Here is a 19,566-nt window from a genome sequence, read left to right as displayed (position 1 = left end):
AAGATCTATCTCAAGCAACTATTTTCGACTAACTGCATTGAATTTACTTGCAATGAACTAGCTATTTACGCATAAATCTGACTAGTTACTATTAAAAGTGCATAGCTAGAGAAAAGTAAATTAAAATATCATAATGTACTGGCTATTGATTTAGCAAAGATGTTTTTCAAGTATGTAAAGCACCTTTTCCTGACAACATAATAGTTAACCTGAACTCTGGGTAATAAATCTATCTCGAGCAGCTATTTTCAGCACTAACTACGTTTACTAACAAAACGGTCAGGAGAGCTTACGCACTAATAAAAAATAATTATGACTACAAAACAGCTGGACCAGGGACATAAAAAGCAATTAGAGCTATACATAAGTGCTCATCTAAACTCTATTGTGTAGAACGAATTGATTAATTATGTGAATCCATATAATTGTACTGGAGAAACTTCCCTATTCTAATGTTTTATTAAAGCGCAACGAAGCAATAATTAACCCAACGAAGACAAATACCCCTAACCAAATAGCATCATATTCTAATATTAAAATACTTGCATCTCTCAATACAATAGCACGGATAATTCGCATGAAGTGAGTTGCAGGAAGCGCCTCAGCAATCCATTGTGCAACAATAGGCATCGCCTCATAAGGAAACATAAACCCTGATAGCAGAATAGAGGGTAGTAAAATAAATATAGTCATTTGCATAGCTTGCAATTGCGTTTTTGCTATCGTTGAAATCATTAACCCTAATGTTAAACTTGCTGCAATAAATAAAATAGATCCTACTAGCAAAGAAAGTATCCCTCCATGAATTGGGACAGAAAAAACCCAAAAACCAACGCTTAAAATAATAACAACTTGTATCAACCCAACGAACACATAAGGAGTTATTTTACCAACCATTAACTCAATCGGCCGCACCGGAGTAGTTATTAAAAACTCCATATTTCCCTGTTCTTGTTCACGAACGATTGCCGATGAAGTAAACAAAATCATTGTCATTGTCAAAATAACAGCCACTAAACCTGGAACAATATTAACTACTGTTCTTTGCTCTGGATTAAAATACTGAACCACAGCAAAACTGGGAGCCTTTTGAATAATAGGCCGATTACTTATCTCATCCAACGGCATATTACGTAGCCCTCTAATTGCAGATGAAATAACCGTATCAGAACCATCCACTATCCATTGCCCAATAGGTCTAGTCATTGACGAATTAATTTGTTGATGATTATAAAGAGAATGATCAAATAGCCGCCGAGTCAAATCACTTGGTAAATATAATACCGCTTTAATTTTGCCTTGTATAATTGCTTGCTCAGCTTCTTCGATTGAATTATATCGTGCAACAAAGTTAACCGATTGAGTAGCCGTAATTGCTTGTTCAATGGCTCTGCTTTGTGATGTTTGGCTAAAATCCACGAGCGCAACCGGGATATGCCTTGCATCAGTATTAATTGCATAACCAAATAGCATTAGTTGTACTAATGGGATCATCAAAATCATAGCAAAAGTCATTCGGTCTCTAGATAGTTGTTTTAATTCTTTAATAAAAATCGCATAAATTCTAGTCCACATTTCTACCTCCAGTACAGGCGACAAAAACATCCTCAAGACTTGGGCGAACGATTAGTGCTTTTCGATTGTTGCTAAATTTTGCTATAAACGTTAATGGGTCTTGTACACAATGTTTTACTAATACTCTAAGGTGTGCACCAATTTGAGCCGCTGACAAGACGTTAGAGTTTATAATGAGTGTATGCTTTAACTCTCTTAATTTGTCTCCACTTACTTCGACAACATGCGCTGGCATTGCATCCATTAATGTTTGAGGGGAACCATCAGCGCGCTTTTTACCTTGTTCTAAGATAGCCAGTGCATGACAACGTTCGGCCTCATCCATGTAATGCGTAGATACCAAAATAGTGGTTCCTACATCACACAAATCAAATAACCGCTCCCAGAACTCACGTCGATTTTGAGGATCGACAGCAGAAGTTGGTTCATCAAGAAATAAGAGTTCAGGGGAATGTAAAGTTGCACAAGCAAGTGCTAAACGTTGCTTCTGTCCGCCACTCATAGAGCCTGCAAATTGATTTTTCTGTTGTTCTAAGCCATATAAGTGGAGTAACTCTTGAACCCGAACTTTCTTACGCTGTCTTGAAAAGCTGTAAATTGAACCAACGAAATTTAAGTTTTCTTCTACTGTTAAAGTGTCATATAAGGAAAATTTTTGCGTCATATAACCTATACGCTTTTTAAACAACTCTTCATTACCTAATAATGGCTTTCCTAGAATAGTAACGTCTCCCTCTGTCGGCGTTAATAAACCGGTTAATAGACGAATACTGGTCAACTTACCACACCCATTAGGTCCTAAAAAACCATATATACTTCCTTTTGGAATATTTAAATCGAGCTTATTCACAGCTAGTTTATCACCAAAACGTTTACTTAAACCTTTAGCTTGTATTGCATGCTCAACTGTTTCAGACACAATATTTCCATAGTTACTCATGGTATATGCACCTCAACAGCAAGCCCTGTGGGTAAACTTTCTGCTTGCAAAAGATCAATATCAGTCAAGTACATTAATCGCGCTCTATCGCGTTCATTTAAAGCATAAAATGGAGTGTAGGCAGGTTGTGAACGAATATTGCGTACTCGTCCTTTAATAGGTGTATTAATTCCATCAGCAAATACATCAATTGGATCACCTACCTTAACCTTCATCAATGCTGATGCAGGTAAGTAAACTCTGGCATAAGGCTTAGCAATAGCTAAAACACTCATTAGTTCCGTCCCTGTAATTACACGGTCACCTTTATACCAAGGTAGGCTGTCAATAATGCCATCGACAGGTGCTTTAATAGTTAGGTCTTCTGCTGTTTTTTGTTGCCATAATAAAGCCGATTTTGCAGCGTCCACTCGAGCCTGAGCTTGTGACAAATCTTGCTGACGCGCGCCATTTTTTAACTCTAACCACTGCGCATGAGCAAGATTTTGTTTAGCTTTGGTACTATTTCTCTTTGCTTTTGCTACATCCATATCAGCAGTACCAACAGCATGGTTTTTATAAAGTTTAATAATACGTTGATACTGATGCAGAGCTTCTTTACTGTCTGAACGTGTAGCATCTAGGGCTGCTTTTGCCGCATTTAATTGCTCAACACGAGTACCAGCATTTAGTAAACTCAATGCCGCACTTACTTGTGCTAGTTCGGCATTTCGTTGAGAAACCAGTGCATTCGCACGCACTGTATCAAGCTGTAATAAAATATCTCCTTGATGAACAACAAGCCCTTCGTGTACCTTTATATCAACAATCTGCTCTGACGCAGGGGATGAAAGCTTAATTCTGTCGCGCTCTACAGTTCCCATTGCATAATCAATATCTTGCGTATCGCAACCAGATAGAAAAAGTTGACCTATAAATAACAATAACAAGCACATTTTCATAATGATCCGCCCTCCTCATTGTCATCACTTTGGTTATTTGGAAAGTTAAACAACCCCTGTTCTAAAAGAGTCTGATTATGTTCCGCCAGTCCCATTAACCAGCGTTCTCTTATCTCAACACCTAGTTGCTTTTGTACATATTCAGGAGCTAGTAACGGAAACACCATTAAACTCATAAAGCTTAAACGTATAAAATCTGTATTAAGGTTTGGATTAAGGTGACCCTGCTGCTCAAATGCTTTTATCCAGCTTTCGGAACACCGTAAAATGTTATCAAAAACACTAGTTAAAATAGCGAAAGTTTGCGGATTATCCTTTTGCCCTAGTACATGTAAAATCAGTTTTGGTAGCATCGGAGTTGCTGCTATCATCCGGTAATAGGTCTGCATTAGTCGTAATGGGTTGAGCTGTGCATCTGGAGTCAAATCTTGCTGAAATTGCGCTATCACGGGCGCTAATGTATCTTGCATTACGGCTTCAAACAAACCTGCTTTTGAACCAAAATAATAGCGAATCATTGCAGCGTCTACATTCGCTTCTTTAGCTATCTTTCGCGTTGAAACGCTATCAAACCCTTTTTCTGAAAAACAAATTTTGGCGGCGTCAATCAGGCTTTGTCTGGCTGATTCTTGGTTAGGGTCATCTTGTTTGGGTCTGCCTACTTTGGCTGTCATAATGCTCTCTGCTTATTAATTCATCTATTGATGAATATAAACCACTTTAGCATTGCTTGATATGAAGATAATTCCTCAAAATAACCCCTGTTGAAGAGTTTAATAAATCAATTGCGAAAAAATAAACTCATTATCTTCGTCTTTATACGTTTACTCACACCTAAACGCTGCGCTTCTATAAGCACATAGCTTGATAAAATTAGCCTGCCGCATCACCTATAACAGGGATTAAACCAATCACAGCCTCTAGGCCTATATTAAATTTAGTAAAAGGAATGCCAATGCTGCTATCTGTGATCTGACTAAAACGCTCTAGTCTTGCGAGTGTTGCTTTTTGTTTAGCGTTATTATTCATAAAATCTCACTTTAATAATCATAAATTAGCGGCTACTCATTCATGAAAGCTGTTAATTTAAGCGCACTAAGGTACGTATTCTTTTCGGCACTGTTAAATAAAGAAACTGCTGAAAGTCATGAGATGCGTTTATTAACATTTTTCCATCATCTTTGCCTTTAAAGATCGCCTTACTATTTCCTGTTTTGAAGTCTATTTCATTCATCTCATACCCGTCTTTATCTGCAAGTGTTACTGTCATAACCGTTTCGTGAACGGCCAAACCAATAATCTCTTTTGCTGGTGATTTCCAAATAATTTCTAGCTCGTTTTTTTCGTTCATCCTAAACACTTGTTTTTCATTAGAAAAGTAAACCAGATCCTGTTCATCAATATCCATTGCATAGCACGCCAAGCGCTTTCCTGAACCTGTATATGGTGTTAATTCAAGCGTCTCTAAATCAAATTTAGCAGGATGGAAAGTAACTCCGTCTGCAGCGCGATAAGAAACTAAAATAGCAGCTTCGTGGTGATACATTTCTCGTAGATAAAATGAATGGTAGGAATGAGGAATACTATCAAAGCTTTGTTCTTTTAGATTAATTCTAAAGAGTGTATTTTTACTGGCAGTGATCACTTCTTCTGCGTCTTTTGACCACACGATACCAAATAATTCTTCATTGTTTGGGTTAGAAAAAATCAGCGTTTGCGTCCCATTCTCATACAAAAATAATTGCTTTGTACCAAATCGGTGAGATTCAAATACAAATTTAGACGAATCGGGAGAGTACACCGGTAAAAAGTCAACTGATGAGGTATCTACAAGCGTTTCAAATTGCGTTGGCTCTTGACGAGTTGAGCGAATAATATCCACATCAACCTTTACTAACTCCATTAAAATGTCGTTACCTGACAACGAGAAATGCGCGTCTCTAATAATGTGGTAGTTATTAAACGCCAACTTTGTCAGTTGCCCCTGTAAATTTAATAGCTGAAGTTGATGTTTATTACTAATCAATAATTGTTGTGCATTGGGGTGCCAGCTCAACCCCTGCACTCCATCTTCAACCGTTGCTAATGTTTTAGTCAAGCTTGTTTCAATGTCGAACAAATCAATTCTGTATTGGTTTTGACCAGATTCAGAAGCTAGAGCAATAGACTTCTGGCTCGGTGATAATGCATGTAACATCATCCAATCTTGCCCCGCAGCTTCCTTAATAACACGCTTTTCTTGGGTTATTAAATCAATTGTACTTAGTTGAGTATGATTATCGCTTTGGCGTTTTTCAATGAAATAAATATGATTGTTATTCGCCCACTCTAACTGCTGGCTCGTAATCTTAAAGTCTTTAAAAGTATAAATTGTTCTATAGTTTGCCGATTGTAATGTCAGCTTGTCTAAAGTGAAATACCCCAATGTCTGGGTATCATCCTGATTCACAAATGCGATTTCACTGTCATCACTGCTCCACCCTAGGCTGTGATAGGTTGATTGCTTTTGTGTTAATTTAACTTCTTTTCCTGAGCGTAAGTTTTTTAACCAGATAGCTTGCTTTGACTTATCACCACGCACAAAGGCTATATACTCACCATTATGTGACAAAGAAATGCTCGATTCATTTTCTTCACTCGAAGAAATAGGCATCAATTTGGTAAAACGTGTCTTTACTTGCGGTGTATCGGGGTAAAGCCAACTTGCGATCCCACCCAGTGTAACCATTAAAATTACCAACGCTGATAAGTATATACGCTTGGGTTTATTAGGCTGAGGCTCAGCTACTTCAAGGCTATAGCCTCGCTTTGGATGAGTAATAATATATCGTGGATTTTTTGAATCTTCACCCAATGCTTTTCTAAGCAATGCAATACAGCGCTGCACATAACTGGGGCTAAATGTAGCATTTGGCCATACGGCTGAAAAAATTTGTTCTTGGCTAACCACAGAGCCCCGATGTGAATACATATATTGCAGTACATCCATTACTTTGGGTTCAACGACTTGCTCTGTGTCAGCTGATGATATTTTACAGCGGCTTACATCTATAGCAAATTCCCCTATTACAAAACGGCCCACTGGCTACTCCAATAAATTACTATAAATCATATATTAAGGTTTTCTTAAGAGAAACTCTAGGGTAATTCCATTGCTGCTTAATCTGTTATCCGCAATGCTGCTCGCATTATTCATTAACAATTAAAATCCATGCTTCGTATCTTATTTATCTTAACCATTTTTGTTAGCGCTTTTTTGCTATTTCAAATTCAACCAATGTTATCTAAAGAGCTGTTACCTCAATTTGGGGGCGGCGCATCGGTGTGGTCTGCCAGTCTATTTTTTTATCAAACTGTTTTATTACTTGGCTATTTTTACGCACACTTTTTAACTCGTTATCCACTAAAAAAACAAATGGTAATCCATATTTCGCTTGTTGTTTTAGCAAGCTTAATTAGCCTTAACAAGTTCCAAGTTAATTTTACTTTAACCCCCTACTGGTCAGTGATTGCAAACTTGCTGAATCAAATTGGCTTAGTATTTATGCTGCTAAGTGCCACAAGTGTGCTTATGCAACGATGGTACATAGAGCGCGGTGAAAATACAGTGCCTTATCATTGGTATTCGGTTTCTAACCTCGGCTCTTTATTAGCTTTAATAAGCTACCCAATTATATTTGAGGTGTTTTTTTCACTACAGCAACAAAAAGATTACTGGCAAATCGGGCTGCTTATCTACTGCATGCTATTAATCAGTTTAGCTTATAAGCTATTGAGCATGAGCACCAAAAAAAATAAATCACCGTTACCGCTTACACAAAAAATGTCAAAAAAACCAAATGTACTTTGGATTATTTTATCCGCGACAAGCTCAATCATGTTAATTGCGACAACACAAATGATCAGTACTAATATCCCACCAATGCCACTTGTATGGGTTATGCCGCTTACTATCTATTTAGTGACTTTTAGCTATACGTTTGCCAATAAAAGCAACTATAATCGTTCTGTTTGGGTATATGCTTTTATATTAAGCGCGTTTGCAGGGTTGATAATGTACTTTTTAGGGAGCCAATTTAACGCTGTTTCACAAATTATAATTTATAGCTTTATTTTATTTACTGGCTGCATGATTTGCCACGGTGAACTTAGAGAACTTGCACCACAAAGCACATTACTAACACACTTTTACCTGTATATTGCTTTAGGTGGCGCGCTTGGCAGCTTATTTACCACGTTACTTGCTCCGGTGTTATTTGAACAAATCACCGAATATATAGTCAGCTTGGCAGTACTACTTACTCTCATTAGCTACATTCAAATAACTAAATTAAAAAAAATAAATACGCTGCTAATCGGCGCATCAGCTCTGTGGTGTGGCTGTTATCTCGTTCTTTATTTTAGTTTCAATCAATATAACGTTGCATCACAAAGAAATTTTTATGGCTACCTCACAGTAAAAGATATCAATACTGCAGAGCTTGCACAAAGACGTTTAATTGATGGCACCACAATTCATGGTTCGCAGCCTTTACATGGTCAAAATTCACTCACTAACAGTTACTATCATCAGCACACTGGCGTAGCTAAGTCGCTGGCGATACTTAAAAGCCAAGAAAACCTCAGCATGGGCGTCGTAGGATTAGGTGCAGGAGTATTGGCTAGCCTGGCTGACAAGCACGATACAGTCCATTTTTATGAGCTAAACCCCGCAGTATACAAAATGGCTAATACATATTTTGATTATCTTAAAAACACCCAAGCTAAAGTAAATGTAACCATTGGTGATGGCAGAGTCTCATTAGTAAACGAGCTTAAAAACAATGCCCCTTTAATGAATGCCTTAGTTATTGATGCATTTTCTAGTGATGTAATTCCCGCCCACCTATTAACTCAGGAAGCGCTTGAGCTTTACTGGCAACGATTAAGTGAAAACGGTATTTTAGTTATCCATATATCAAATAACCATATAGACTTACTACCAGTGCTCCAAGCGCATAGTATTAACTTTGCAAAAGCATTAATAAAATTTAAGCATAATTCAACAAAGCTCACCGCTTTAGGTTCGGAGTGGGTTGTGTTAACAAGTAATCAACTATTTTTAGATGCTATTAAGGTAAGTGATTTATCGCCGATGAAATCCTATCCAAAAACTGAGTTAGTGCATTGGACGGATCAAAAAAACAGCTCATTACCGCTGTTAAAATTTTAAACCAAACTTGGGGGCTACAGCCCCCTTAAAAATATAAAAAACCACTTCATATTTAAGTTATATCAACCTCCTCTCTTAATCACAGCAACAATATTGGTTTCTGTACTTGATTAAGCTATCCAGTGCTGTAACACCGAGAAAATAACCACATAATCCGATAAAACGAGAGTTGGTGAAGTGATCACTGCAAGTTTTTAATAGTCACAAGACTTGATTTATAAAAGAGTAAACGTAAAAAAGCACGATATGAAATCGTGCTCTAATATACTAAATAACTCAATTTAATTTAAAAAATCAATTAATCACACCGAACCTTTAATTGGCCCATGTTCGTGGTTTACATGTGGGTTTTGACCGCGTTGACGCAGTAAATGGTCCATTAATGTAATAGCCATCATTGCCTCAGCAATCGGGATTGCACGAATGCCCACACACGGATCATGACGACCTCTGGTGATCATCTCTACCGCTTCGTTGCTCGTATTAATACTGTTGCCAGGAATAGTAATACTCGACGTTGGTTTTAGCGCAATAGAAGCAATAATATCTTGCCCTGTCGAAATCCCCGCAAGTACACCACCGGCGTGGTTTGATGTAAAACCTTCAGGGGTTAACTCATCACGATGCTCAGAGCCTTTTTGCTCAACCACATCAAAGCCATCACCAATTTCCACGCCTTTAACTGCGTTAATACTCATTAAGGAGTGTGCAAGTTCGGCGTCAAGGCGGTCAAATACTGGCTCACCTAGACCTACCGGTACGTTGCTTGCCACTACTTTTACTTTAGCGCCAACTGAGTCACCTTGCTTTTTAAGGTCGCGCATATATTCGTCAAGCGCTTCAAGCTTACTTGCATCAGGGAAGAAGAATAAGTTATTTTCAACTTCATCCCAATCAAACGTTTCAGCCTTAATAGGACCTAGCTGGCTTAAGCATGCTTTAACTTCAATACCATGAAATTGCTTTAAATATTTTTTAGCGATAGCCCCTGCTGCGACTCGGATTGCGGTTTCGCGTGCAGATGAACGCCCACCACCGCGATAGTCGCGCAAGCCGTACTTATGCCAATACGTGTAATCGCCATGACCTGGGCGAAATACATCTTTAATTTTGCCGTAATCTTGCGAGCGTTGATCGGTGTTTTCAATTAATAAACCAATGCTAGTACCTGTGGTTTTACCTTCAAAAACGCCTGCTAATATTTTTATTTGATCGCTTTCACGGCGCTGCGTTGTATAACGGCTTTGGCCTGGTTTTCGGCGATCTAAATCAATTTGTAAGTCGGCCTCTGTGATTTCGAGACCTGCGGGAGTACCATCAACAACGCCGCCTAATGCAACGCCGTGACTCTCACCAAAGGTGGACACTTTAAATAACTGTCCAATGCTATTACCTGCCATTAACTTTCCTCATTCCTAATGACTACCAATAGCCAAGCACAGGGCTTGGCTATTCATTTTTTACTTATTTTGCAAAATACTCATCTAGCTGCTTTTTGCTAATTACAAATACACCTAAGCCGCCTTGTTCAAATTCAATCCATTCAAACGGCGCGCCCGGATACAGTGCATCCATATGTACCATAGAGTTACCAACTTCTACAAATAACAAACCGTTATCTGTTAGATGATTACTCGCTTCGCTTAATATAGTACGGGTTACATCTAAACCATCGTGGCCTGATGCAAGCCCAAGCTCTGGTTCATGATGAAACTCACGTGGCAGGTCAGCCATATCTTCTGCATCAACATACGGTGGGTTTGCTACTATTAGGTCGTATTTTTGACCTGGTACACCGCTAAATACATCAGATTGAATAGGTAACACGCGCTCAGTTAACATGTAATCGTTAATGTTTATGTCTGTCACTTCAAGCGCTTCATACGATATATCTACCGCATCAACTTGTGCCTGCTCAAAAGCTTGCGCAAGTGCGATTGCGATACAACCCGAACCCGTACATAAATCTAATATACGGTTAACCGATTGTGGCTCTTCAAGCCAAGGTGTAAAGCGGTTACTGATAAGCTCAGCAAATGGTGAGCGAGGTATAAGTACCCGTTCATCAACATAAAATGGCATACCCGCAAACCATGCAATGTTTGTTAAGTAAGGTACTGGCGTGCAGTCGTTAATACGTTCTGCAATAAGACCCGCAAGTCGGTTTTTTTCTGTGCTTGTTAAACGCGCATGCATTAATTCTTTTGGCGCATCAACAGGCAAGCTAAGCGCAGGCAGTAATAAGCTTACAGCTTCATCCCATGCGTTATCTGTACCGTGTCCAAAAAATATACTACTACTTGCAAATTGGCTTGTAGTCCAACGTAACCAGTCATGTAAAGTTGACAGTTCTGCAACGGCTTCTTCGAGTGTTGCTTCTTCTATTTGTAAATCGCTCATATATTTTTACCTGTATTAGCTTACTGACTGTTTTGAGTCTTTAAGACGATTGCATTGCCTATCTGCGCTGGGCAAATTACAATTGCCCCCTCATTTAAGTATTGTACCGCCTTTTGCGCTGCGTTTTTACGTTTTTTTGTTTAGGTAATAGTTATGAAAAAAGACACTCCATCACATTCGTCCCTAAGCAATGACGACATAAGCTTATTTCGTCAAACGATCACAGGCGCTAAAGTATTTAAACAAGATACTCATCGTTTTGATACAAAACCTAAGGTGTCACAAGCTAAGCAATTTGCCCAGCAAAAAAAGCAGGCTCAGTCTGAATTTTTTTTCTCAGACGTTTATATTCCCGATATAGACACCCACGGTACGGTTAAATATGTAAAACCTGGCCAAGATAGCTTCCTAGCTAAACAGCTTCGCCGTGGTGACTTTGCACCCGATTTGACGCTAGATTTACATGGCTTAAATAAAGAACTTGCTAAAGATGAACTCGCTGGACTCATTCACGAGTGTAAAAAGCAGCATTATTATTGCGCATGTGTAGTGCACGGTATTGGCGGCGGTGTACTAAAGCACAAAGTACCGCAGTACTTAGTACAGCATCCTGACGTAATAGCGATGCACCAAGCCCCTCTCGAATATGGTGGAAGAGGCGCTGTACTTATTTTAATTAATTTACCGCAAAGTGATGAATTTAGACGCTAACTTTAGCCATTACTAGGATGTAACTACGTGCATATTTTTTCAATTATTTTTCCGCTCATTTTTATTGTTGCGTTTGGTTATAGCTGTTGCCGATTAAAATTTTTCGACAAGCAGCATATCGCAGGCCTGAGTAAGTTTACCTTTTATATTAGTTTGCCTGCTTTTTTATTATTAAATATGTCGCAAATTAACTTACAGCAAAGCATTAGCCTTTTTGCATTTTTGAGCTTTTACATACCTGTTCTGAGTGTATTTGGGGTGGGTATTTTAATTGACCGCTTTTATTTAAGTAAAAAACATTTAAAAAATTACCAACAACACGGTGTCTTTGGACTTGCTTCTAGCTATTCAAATATGGTGTTAGTGGGTATCCCTATTGTTATTGCATCGCTTGACAAAGAGATGATAGCCATTGCGTTTATGATCATTACTTTTCATAGCACATTGTTATTTGCACTTACTTTTTTAATAGGCGCTAAAGGTAGTAGCGATAAATTTTCGTGGTCGCACTTTGGAAAAAGTATGGTGTTAAACCCAATAGTACTGAGTATTGGGTGCGGACTTATATTAAACATATTAGGAGTTACACTGTTTACCGACTTAGCAAATAGTTTAGAGCTATTAGCTAAACCAGCAATTGCCTGTGCACTATTTGTACTTGGTGCAAACTTAGCTTTTTATAAAATAGCAGCAAATTGGCAACCGGCGTTAATAGCATCAATTTTAAAAATATTTTTATTGCCTGCGTTAGTTTTATTGGTAGGCACTTATGTATTTGAGCTAGACACGCAAATACTTAATGTATTGGTACTTTTAAGTGCGTCCCCTGTTGGCGTAAATGCTTATCTTATTGCGAGTCAAATAAAGCAGCATGAAGCTACTCTTGCTGGGGCTGTCGTACTTTCTACTATCTTAAGTGTTATTAGCTTTACGTTTTGGCTAGCTTTACTACTTTAGCTTACAAACCACCGGCTACATCAACAAAACTACCCGTTGTAAAAGAAGCGTGTTCCGAAGCTAAAAAGTAAATTGCTGCAGCAACTTCCTCGGGTGTACCGCCTCTGCCAAGGGGCAGTTTACTTTTAAGGCGATCGACTCGATTTTTTTCACCACCATCGCTATGCATATCAGTGTAAATAAGCCCTGGTCTAACCGAGTTAACACGAATACCTTTACTTGCCACCTCTTTGGCCAAGCCAATAGTAAATGTGTCCATTGCACCTTTAGATGCTGCATAATCAATGTACTCATTAGGAGAGCCTGTTTTAGCGGCCCCCGATGATACATTAACAATACTACCGCCATTTCCCATTCGCTTTATTGCTTCACGACTACATAAAAAAGCACTGGTAATATTTGTTATCAAAACTTCGTTTATGCGATCAACACTCATTTCTAACAAAGGCATTTGTGGTTTTAAAATACCGGCGTTATTTATTAGTACATCAAGTTGACCTAACTCTTTATCAATAAAGTCAAATAACGCCAAAACATCTGCCTCTTTCGACACATCTGCTTTTATAACTTGAGCCCTAACGCCAAAGCTTCTTACTTGATCGGCTACTAGCTTCGCACTAGCTAAATCAGCTTTATAATTAATGCAAACATCATAACCATGCTTTGCAAAATATAGTGCAGTAGCTGCGCCAATACCTCGACTAGAGCCTGTGATAAGTACAACGGGGGAGCGATTCATTAAAGCTATTATTCTTTTAAAGCTGCAACGACTGAAATTTCAACAAGTAGTGCATCACGTGCCATTTTAGCTTCCACGCAGGCACGTGCTGGTGCATAACCCTCGGTTACCCATGCATCCCATACTGCATTCATATCAGCAAAGTATTCCATGCTCTTTACATAAATAGTCGCGCTAAGCATATGTTCTTTTGAACTTCCCGCTTCATCAAGCAGCGCCTCTACTTTATCAAGCATAGTTTGAGTTTGTTCTTTGATATCTTTTTGCGCGTCGGCGCATACCTGCCCACATAAATACACAGTGCCGTTATGTTTTACAATGCGGCTCATGCGCGCACCGGTTTGAAGGCGTTCAATAGTCATTTCTTCACTCATATTATTAATTAAATTTATACATTATCGGGAGCATTGATACTCATATACTGGCTGCGTTGAGTTCTTTCATCGTAACTTATTACAGCAATGGCTCCCGTATTAAAAATAGGCATGTTACCAGGGCATAATTGATCAACTAAATAACTCACAATTGGCATATGTGCTACCACAAGCCAAGTGTTGCATTGGGGGTGTGCTGCTATAAGCGTTTCGAGATAATCCGCTGCTATTTGCGGTTTTCCTTCAGGCACAATATCACTGCATGTTTCGCTAAATTTAAACTCTGCATTTTTAGCAACGTTTTCTGCAGTTTGCTGAGCACGAATGTAAGGGCTAACTAACAAGGCATCAGGTGGGTAGTGTTTAGCAAGCCATAGGCCCATTTTCTCGGCTTCAGTATGACCCGTTTGAGTCAAATTTCTAGCCGCATCATCAGCCTGCATCGGTGTTGCTTCGCCGTGGCGCATTATTAGGATTGTTTTCATAAAAAATCAACCGATTAAAGAATATAAAACAGTAGCCAATTTGCCCATTTGTCCGCTATATTAAAAACATAAACCTATTTTTTTCTAAAATAGTTCTTTCGTGATATTCAGGTAAACCTTTTAGTCGTATTCCACTTTCCTGAAGTTATCATCTGTTGTTAACAAGCAAACGTTTAATTTCAGGAGCATCATTTGAATATCAGTCGCAATGATAACAGAGCATATAAAGCTCTTACACTGGACAATGGTCTAAAAGTACTACTTGTGCAAGATAAAGATTCAACAAAAGCGGCTGCATCTATGGCAGTAAATGCTGGTCATTTTGACGATCCTCTTGATAGACAAGGCCTCGCACACTTTTTAGAACATATGCTTTTTTTAGGTACTGACCAATTTCCAGACTCTGGTAGTTTTAATAATTATGTATCTCAAGCCGGTGGAAACACTAATGCGTGGACTGGCACAGAGCATACCTGCTATTTTTTTGATATTAATAATCAAGAATTTAAAAATGCATTAGAGCAATTTAGCCGCTTTTTTATTGCGCCACTTTTAAATTCAACCGAAACCGAAAAAGAACGTAACGCAATTGAAGCCGAATTTAAACTAAAAATTAAAGACGATGGCCGCCGTATTTATCAAGCACATAAAGAAACGGTAAATCCAGCCCACCCTTTTGCCAAGTTTTCAGTTGGTAATCTACAAACGTTGGCAGACAGAGAGCGCTGTATAAGTGACGAACTTCGGGATTTCTTTAATGCTTTTTATCAAGCCCAATGGATGACGTTAGTTATTTGCGCCAATGAAGAGCTCGACACCTTACAAAGCTGGACTAATACATATTTTAACGAAATTAACGGTAATAAAAACCTTAAGAAATCAGAGATCAGTGAGCCACTTTACCGCAAACAAGATATAGGGAAAGTGCTGCATATTGAGCCGCACAAACATATGCAAAAACTGATTGTCAGTTTTGTGATGCCAAATATTGATGATTTTTATCGCCATAAAACCGTGAGTTTTATTGCTCATTTATTAGGTTATGAAGGTGCAGGTTCTCTTTATTCTATTTTAAAAGAACAAGGCTGGATAAATGCGCTCTCAGCTGGCGGCGGTATTAACGGCAGTAACTTTAAAGATTTTAATATAAGCATGGCGCTCACTGACGAAGGTATTGAATATTTTGAAGACATTATTGAGATGGTGTTTGAATATATTTGCTTAATTAATGCCAATACAGAGAAGTTACCTCGTCTTTATCAAGATAAAAAAAACCTATTACAAATTGCTTTCGATAATCAAGAAAAGTCACGCCTAATCGATTGGGTCAGTAATTTAAGTATAAATATGCAACATTACGATGAAGTCAATTATGTGCAAGGCGACTACTTGATGGAGGGCTTTAAAAAAGCCACCCACGAAATCGCAATGCAATGGTTAACGCCGCATAATATGCGTATTGTTCTTATCCACCCTGATGTAGAACCAGAGCACAAAACTGCATGGTATAACACCCCTTATAAAGTTGAAAAAATATCACCCAGCTGGCTCGATGCTTTAAGTGATATAAATAAACCACTGAAAGATATGCTATTGCCAACGGCAAATCCTTACTTAACAAAAAATGTGGTGCTATATGATGTAGAAAAACCACAAATAAAACCTGAACTTTTAGTAAAAGAGCCCAGTTTTGACTTTTGGTTTAAGCAAGACAATACTTTTAGAGTAGCAAAAGGCCATTTTTATTTAGCCTTGGACTCTGACTTTGCAGTAAAAGATGTGAAGCATATGGCATTAACTCGCTTATTTACTGATTTATTTATGGATAGCGTAGGTGAACAATTTTACCCAGCGGAGCTGGCAGGGTTAAGTTACCATTTAACATCTCACCAAGGCGGTTTAACACTGCATACAGCCGGATTATCGTCTAGCCAATTAGAATTAGTTGATGAGCTTCTTGACGCCCTATTTAATGTCAACATTTGTGCAAAACGTTTTGCTGAATACAAAAAACAACTTGTCAGGCACTGGCGAAATAGCAACCAAAACAAACCAGTTAGTGAACTGTTTAGTATTTTAGGTGCTAAAGTAATGCCTTGGAATCCACAACCAGACCAACTTGCATCAGCATTAAAAAACACAAGTTTTCAGCAATTTAATGAATTCAGACAAGATTTTTTTAAAGCGCTTCATGCAGAGTCGTTTTTACATGGTAATTGGCAACAAAGCGAGGCCATTACATTTCAGAAAAAAGTGGCTACCCATTTGAAACATGCTACAACAATTGATGATTTAAGACGTCCGCTATTTGAAATTGAAAAAGTAACACGCTACGAACTAGAGCTGCCTTGCAGTGACCATGCAATGGTTGTGTATTATCAAGCAAAAACTGATTGTGTAATCGAAAAAGTTAAATTAATGGCACTGAATCACTTAATGAACCAAGACTACTTTAACGAGTTACGAACCACACAACAGCTAGGTTATTTAGTTGGGGCTGGTTATGCTCCTTTTAACACTCGTGCGGGTATTGCTTTTTATATACAATCGCCAAAGTTTATCGCAAAAACATTAATGAATAGACATAACAGCTTTGTTAATAAATATTTAACCAACATCGATGAGCTTAATGAAGAAAATTGGCAACAACAAAAACATGGCTTAACGACCCATATTGCTGAAAAAGATAAAAACCTACGGTTACGCTCGCAACGTTTTTGGCTTGCAATAGGCAACAGAGATCATGAATTTAATATGCAGCAAAAGTTACTTAATGCATTAAACGCATTAACACTCAAAGATATAAAAGAGTATGCCGTCATCCTATTTGATGAAAATCGACCAAGATATGAGCTTTTAAGCTCAGCTAAAGACAATAAACCTCAAAATATGCCTGTTTACTCGCATTCTCTTTGACTCTTGGTTTAGCTTGTTTTAGATTATCATTTGTAAATTTGAAGTAATAATAAAATGATAATCAAAATAATAACAAAATTAAGCTTGTCAGTTGTATTACTTGCTTACTCATTTAAGCTTTATGCTTTTGAGTCATCATTTAATTACAATTCAGATACCATCCTTATTTTAGCAAGCGCCATTATAGCGCTTGCTTTGCCTTACCTATTGTTTGTTATCCACAAACTTAGTCGCTCACGTTGACAACTTCGTTTATCCGAAAGGCGCCTGAAAAGTACTGTTGAAGGCAGTGGTGATACTTTATGGGATTGGAACATAAAAACGGGGGAAGTTATTCGAATAAACGACAAATATATGATGAACTCAACTACGTTAATAGGTTTCCCTCCAAATAAAAGCCTCATTCACCCACTCGATATTACAAATGTTGAACACTTACTTAAAAAACACTTTGCAGAAAAAACCGTTTTTTTCGAAGCGACTTATCGTATTAAAGATACCTTTGGCCGTTGGCATTGGGTACTTGATCGCGGCAAAATTATAGAAAAAGATACCAATCTATCACCACTAAGAATGACGGGCACTGTACGAGATATATCACAGTTAAAATCAACCGAAGAGCGTTTGAATCTCTTTGCAAAATGTGTTGAGTCACTAACTGATGCGCTGGCTATTTACGACAAAAACTTTAAGTTAGTTGATATAAACCCTAGTTTTTTAACCCTCTTTGGCGGTATGCGAGAACAATACCTTAAAAAAGACTTTACCTTACCTGGTTATGAACAAGGCTTCATTGATACAATTATCGAAATTGTCCGTGAGAATGAACATATTCAACGAGAGGTAAAGCTACGTAATAGCGAACGCGTTTTACTACCATTTGAAATTTCAATTGATGAAATTAAAAATGATCAAAACCAAATTACAAATTACGTGATTGTTTACTCTGACTTAACTGAACGTAAAAAAGCAGAATCACAACTGCATAATTTATCAAATCGCGACCGTACAACAAGCCTGCCTAACCGAAATTTATTTTTTACCGATTTACATAAGTTAGTTAAACAAAATTCACACCATGCGCTGCTCGTATTCGATTTAGATAACTTTAAAAAGATAAACGACTCATTAGGACACCAGTTAGGCGATAGTCTGCTTGCAAAGCTCGCTATGCGCTTAAATAAACTAACCCGAGAGAACGATGTATTTTACCGTTTAGGGGGCGATGAGTTTGCTCTAGTAATGTCTGATACCAATGATATTCATGTGATCACCCGCACGGCTAAACAATTTTTAGCCGCTATTGCTACACCTTTTAAAATGGCTGGTCATGAGCTCGCGATTACTTCAAGCGTTGGCATTGTACTCTTTCCTGAAGATGGTAATACACCAGAACTACTTTTGAAAAATGCAGATACGGCCATGTATCACGCTAAAAAGAAAGGTAACAGTTATCTGTTTTTTAACGACACGATGAATCGCCAAGCAGTTAAACGCCTACAAATAGAAAACCTTATGCGCTTTGGCCTAAAAGAAGATCATTTTGAGGTTTACTATCAACCAAAAATGAATATTCGCACAGGAAAGTTAACAGGGATGGAGGCGTTGGTTCGCTTTATAACCCCTAAAAAAGGCATTATTAGTCCTGGTGTATTTATACCTATAGCTGAAGAAACAGGTCAAATAATTGAAATTGGTGAAGTAGTATTAAATAAAGCTTGCAGAGATGTTAAACAATGGCTTGATAGCGGTCTATTTAGTGGCCGAGTCGCCGTTAATTTATCAGCTAAACAATTCAGCCTACCCGATTTAACATCTCGCATTGACGTTATTTTACAAAAAAATGAACTACCTTCGTATTTCTTAGAGCTTGAAATTACCGAAGGTACTGTAATGGATGATCCCAAAGAAGCCATTGCGATTATGCGCTCATTAAGTGCCCGAGGGATTCACTTAGCAATGGATGACTTTGGCACCGGTTACTCTTCCTTGGCGTACTTAAAACAATTTCCGCTTAACACGTTAAAAGTAGACAAGGCATTTATAGATGATATGAAAAATGAACGTGGTCGTAACATGGTCAACTCAATTGTGACGATTGCACATAACCTTGATTTACATGTCGTTGCCGAAGGGGTTGAACAGGCTGAACAAATTGAAATATTAAAAAAATTGAATTGTGAAACAGTACAAGGTTACTTTTATTCTAAGCCACTATCTAAAGACGAATTTACTGATTTTTTGAAACAACAACAAACTAAAGCTGCGCCTAGTCTAATTAGAACGGACACTGAAAATATGGCATCAATAAGCTAA

At 38.1% G+C, this 19,566-nt stretch carries 15 protein-coding genes and 2 pseudogenes; 5 read left to right on the top strand and 12 right to left on the bottom strand.

What is annotated here, in order from left to right; genetic code table 11:
- Positions 1-444 precede the first annotated feature (444 nt).
- From AC0VZ4_RS06305 to AC0VZ4_RS06275, 7 genes and pseudogenes are all read right to left on the bottom strand, one after another.
- The gene (locus tag AC0VZ4_RS06305) at positions 445-1,575 is read right to left on the bottom strand and encodes an ABC transporter permease (RefSeq protein ID WP_033028252.1); all 1,131 of its coding nucleotides are present in this window, start codon (positions 1,573-1,575) and stop codon (positions 445-447) included.
- Positions 1,565-2,515 (bottom strand): ABC transporter ATP-binding protein, encoded by a 951-nt coding sequence (locus AC0VZ4_RS06300; protein ID WP_475441221.1) that lies wholly within the window; start codon positions 2,513-2,515, stop codon positions 1,565-1,567. Before AC0VZ4_RS06300 ends, AC0VZ4_RS06305 begins: the two co-directional genes overlap by 11 nt.
- A complete protein-coding gene (locus AC0VZ4_RS06295; RefSeq protein ID WP_050482411.1) occupies positions 2,512-3,456 on the bottom strand; it encodes an HlyD family secretion protein in 945 nt (314 codons plus the stop codon). Before AC0VZ4_RS06295 ends, AC0VZ4_RS06300 begins: the two co-directional genes overlap by 4 nt.
- Positions 3,453-4,130, bottom strand: coding sequence for a TetR/AcrR family transcriptional regulator (locus AC0VZ4_RS06290; protein WP_475441220.1), 678 nt, complete (start codon positions 4,128-4,130; stop codon positions 3,453-3,455). Before AC0VZ4_RS06290 ends, AC0VZ4_RS06295 begins: the two co-directional genes overlap by 4 nt.
- Before the next feature lie 128 nt (positions 4,131-4,258).
- Positions 4,259-4,485 (bottom strand): annotated as a pseudogene (locus AC0VZ4_RS06285) (DUF4112 domain-containing protein); the annotation flags it as partial.
- Between the two features lie 52 nt (positions 4,486-4,537).
- Positions 4,538-6,538 (bottom strand): winged helix-turn-helix domain-containing protein, encoded by a 2,001-nt coding sequence (locus tag AC0VZ4_RS06280; protein ID WP_232224767.1) that lies wholly within the window; start codon positions 6,536-6,538, stop codon positions 4,538-4,540.
- Between the two features lie 202 nt (positions 6,539-6,740).
- Positions 6,741-6,905 carry a hypothetical protein gene (locus AC0VZ4_RS06275; RefSeq protein WP_337120585.1) on the bottom strand — a complete coding sequence of 55 codons (165 nt, stop codon included), beginning with the start codon at positions 6,903-6,905 and terminating at the stop codon, positions 6,741-6,743.
- A gap of 68 nt (positions 6,906-6,973) precedes the next feature.
- Between AC0VZ4_RS06275 and AC0VZ4_RS06270 the strand changes: the two genes are divergently transcribed.
- Positions 6,974-8,668, top strand: coding sequence for a fused MFS/spermidine synthase (locus AC0VZ4_RS06270; RefSeq protein WP_475441218.1), 1,695 nt, complete (start codon positions 6,974-6,976; stop codon positions 8,666-8,668).
- Positions 8,669-8,970: 302 nt separating this feature from the next.
- Here AC0VZ4_RS06270 and aroC read toward each other — a convergent pair whose 3' ends face one another.
- Both aroC and prmB read right to left on the bottom strand, forming a co-directional pair.
- Positions 8,971-10,068, bottom strand: a complete 1,098-nt coding sequence (aroC, locus tag AC0VZ4_RS06265; RefSeq protein WP_475441217.1) for a chorismate synthase — start codon at positions 10,066-10,068, stop codon at positions 8,971-8,973.
- A gap of 64 nt (positions 10,069-10,132) precedes the next feature.
- Positions 10,133-11,068 carry a 50S ribosomal protein L3 N(5)-glutamine methyltransferase gene (prmB, locus tag AC0VZ4_RS06260; protein WP_475441216.1) on the bottom strand — a complete coding sequence of 312 codons (936 nt, stop codon included), beginning with the start codon at positions 11,066-11,068 and terminating at the stop codon, positions 10,133-10,135.
- Positions 11,069-11,221: 153 nt separating this feature from the next.
- On the opposite strand from prmB, the gene smrB reads away from it, so the two are divergent.
- Positions 11,222-11,779 (top strand): endonuclease SmrB, encoded by a 558-nt coding sequence (gene smrB, locus AC0VZ4_RS06255; RefSeq protein ID WP_024598396.1) that lies wholly within the window; start codon positions 11,222-11,224, stop codon positions 11,777-11,779.
- 27 nt (positions 11,780-11,806) lie between these two features.
- On the top strand, positions 11,807-12,736 hold the full coding sequence (locus AC0VZ4_RS06250; RefSeq protein WP_475441215.1) for an AEC family transporter: 930 nt from the start codon (positions 11,807-11,809) through the stop codon (positions 12,734-12,736).
- Between the two features lies 1 nt (position 12,737).
- Here AC0VZ4_RS06250 and AC0VZ4_RS06245 read toward each other — a convergent pair whose 3' ends face one another.
- Genes AC0VZ4_RS06245 through sixA form a run of 3 tightly spaced genes read right to left on the bottom strand, consistent with a single transcriptional unit; the run spans position 12,738 to position 14,334 of the window.
- A complete protein-coding gene (locus tag AC0VZ4_RS06245) occupies positions 12,738-13,475 on the bottom strand; it encodes an SDR family oxidoreductase (RefSeq protein WP_475441214.1) in 738 nt (245 codons plus the stop codon).
- Positions 13,476-13,483: 8 nt separating this feature from the next.
- Positions 13,484-13,837 (bottom strand): RidA family protein, encoded by a 354-nt coding sequence (locus AC0VZ4_RS06240; RefSeq protein ID WP_024591642.1) that lies wholly within the window; start codon positions 13,835-13,837, stop codon positions 13,484-13,486.
- A gap of 26 nt (positions 13,838-13,863) precedes the next feature.
- Positions 13,864-14,334 carry a phosphohistidine phosphatase SixA gene (gene sixA, locus AC0VZ4_RS06235; protein ID WP_007377738.1) on the bottom strand — a complete coding sequence of 157 codons (471 nt, stop codon included), beginning with the start codon at positions 14,332-14,334 and terminating at the stop codon, positions 13,864-13,866.
- Between the two features lie 192 nt (positions 14,335-14,526).
- On the opposite strand from sixA, the gene AC0VZ4_RS06230 reads away from it, so the two are divergent.
- Together AC0VZ4_RS06230 and AC0VZ4_RS06225 are read left to right on the top strand one after the other, a co-directional pair.
- Positions 14,527-17,250, top strand: coding sequence for an insulinase family protein (locus AC0VZ4_RS06230; protein WP_475441213.1), 2,724 nt, complete (start codon positions 14,527-14,529; stop codon positions 17,248-17,250).
- Between the two features lie 54 nt (positions 17,251-17,304).
- A pseudogene (locus AC0VZ4_RS06225) lies at positions 17,305-19,566 on the top strand (putative bifunctional diguanylate cyclase/phosphodiesterase).

The organism is Pseudoalteromonas sp. QJM3NY_22 (genome assembly GCF_056173065.1).
This window is presented reverse-complemented; position numbering and strand designations above follow the sequence as displayed.